This window comes from Streptomyces gelaticus, assembly GCF_014649535.1.
In the GTDB taxonomy this organism is placed as follows: Bacteria; Actinomycetota; Actinomycetes; order Streptomycetales; family Streptomycetaceae; genus Streptomyces; species Streptomyces gelaticus.
On the sequence record NZ_BMTF01000078.1, the window covers coordinates 1 to 1,542 of the forward strand.

At 66.1% G+C, this 1,542-nt stretch carries 1 protein-coding gene and 1 pseudogene; both read right to left on the reverse strand.

Annotated features, from left to right (window positions below; all coding sequences use genetic code 11):
• Nucleotides 1-1,144, reverse strand: a pseudogene (locus IE107_RS34395) (ADP-ribosyltransferase); the annotation flags it as partial.
• Nucleotides 1,141-1,542 (reverse strand): DUF6507 family protein (locus tag IE107_RS34400; protein ID WP_229867484.1); only part of this gene is annotated, 402 nt, incomplete at its 5' end. The pseudogene IE107_RS34395 and the gene IE107_RS34400, both read right to left, overlap by 4 nt.

Below are 1,542 nucleotides of genomic sequence, written 5' to 3' on the forward strand. Positions count from 1 at the left end.
CGTCGGGGAGTTTGGGGATCTCGATGTTGCTGATGCCCTTGAGGCCCTTGGTGATGTCACCGATCTTGGAGAGTCCGGTGCCTGCGCCCTTGGCGATGTAGGTCATGGGGTCGATGACCTTGCCGGCCTTGCCCGCGACGGACAGGGCCTTCGCGACGGCTCCGGCCTTCCCGGCCCCGGCGGCTGCGCCTCCGGCGCCTCCGGTGAACACGGTCGTCAGGACGTTGAACGTGACCGCTCCGGCGGCCCGGCCGGGGTTCTTGCCCCATTCGTCCCAGGCGACCAGGGCCTTGCCGGTCTCCTTCATCGCGGTGCGTGAGTCACGCAGCCAGGAGGGGAGTTTGTCGTCGGGCAGGGCCCAGAACAGGGTGCCGGCGCCGGGGATCGCGGTGATCGCGAGTCCGGTCGCGAGCTGGGCCAGGCCCTTCCAGGCCTGCCCCATCGCGTCCCAGCCACCGAACCCGACGAGGGTGCCCAGGCCCTTGATCGTGCCCCAGATCCCGTCGACGATCAGCCCGTCCCAGACGAACGACTTGACCCAGTGCCCGACCTCGTACCAGTGGTGCTTCTCCTCGACCGGATCGCCCCAGGGGAGTTTCGCGTTCTTCAGGTCGTCGGCGTTGAACCCGTACTGGTCCTTGCGCTCGGACCCGTCACCGGCGACCATCTGCGTCCCGCCGAACAGGGCGGTGATCTTGTTGTGACAGGTCCGCTCGGCGGCCCAGAACGCGGCGACGGTCTGGGTGATGTCATCGCGGAGCTGGTTGTGCTCCTCGACCTTGTCCCCGTCGTACTCCCACTCGTCGTCGTCCTTGTTGTCGTTCACGAACTTCGTCGCGTCCGTCTTCAGCTGCGCGAGCTTCGTGACCAGCGGACGGATCTCCGCCGCGTAGTCCGACAACGACGAAGCAACCTTCTCCAGATCGTCCGCGAAACCGTCCGCCCGGTCCTTCACCGGCTTCGTCGACGCGAACAACTGCTCCGCCTCGGGCGCCTGGTAATACGCGGACAACGCCTGGAAATGGGTATGCACCGACGAACCGGTGTCCCGGATATGACCGGCATCCTTCGTCAGACCGGCATGATCCTTCTCCAGCTGACCCAGATCACCCGTGTACTGCGGAATCGCCTCGGGCTTGATCACCGCGACTGCACCCCAGGCTTCTTCGGATCCAGATCCACCGCACCCAACGCCTTGCGCTGCGCCTCGGCCGCCATGTCCAGATCACCGTTCAGATACGCAGTCGTCGCGTCCACCGCACCCGTCAGGGACTTCCCCGCCCGCGCCGCGATGAACTTCAGATCAGGAGTGGTGTGCTCGGCGAACTGCGACAACGCCAACGCGACCAGACCACCCACGGCCCCCTCACCGTCCTTACCGCCACCACCGCCACCACCACCGCCCTCCGCGGTGATCGTGCCCGCACTCGCCGCCGCCGACGACAGATGATCCCCGTACGACGTCGCATACGTCTCAATCTTCGACGCGACCTCACCCGTCGTCTTCAGCACACCCTGAATACCCTGCGGCTTCAGATCCCA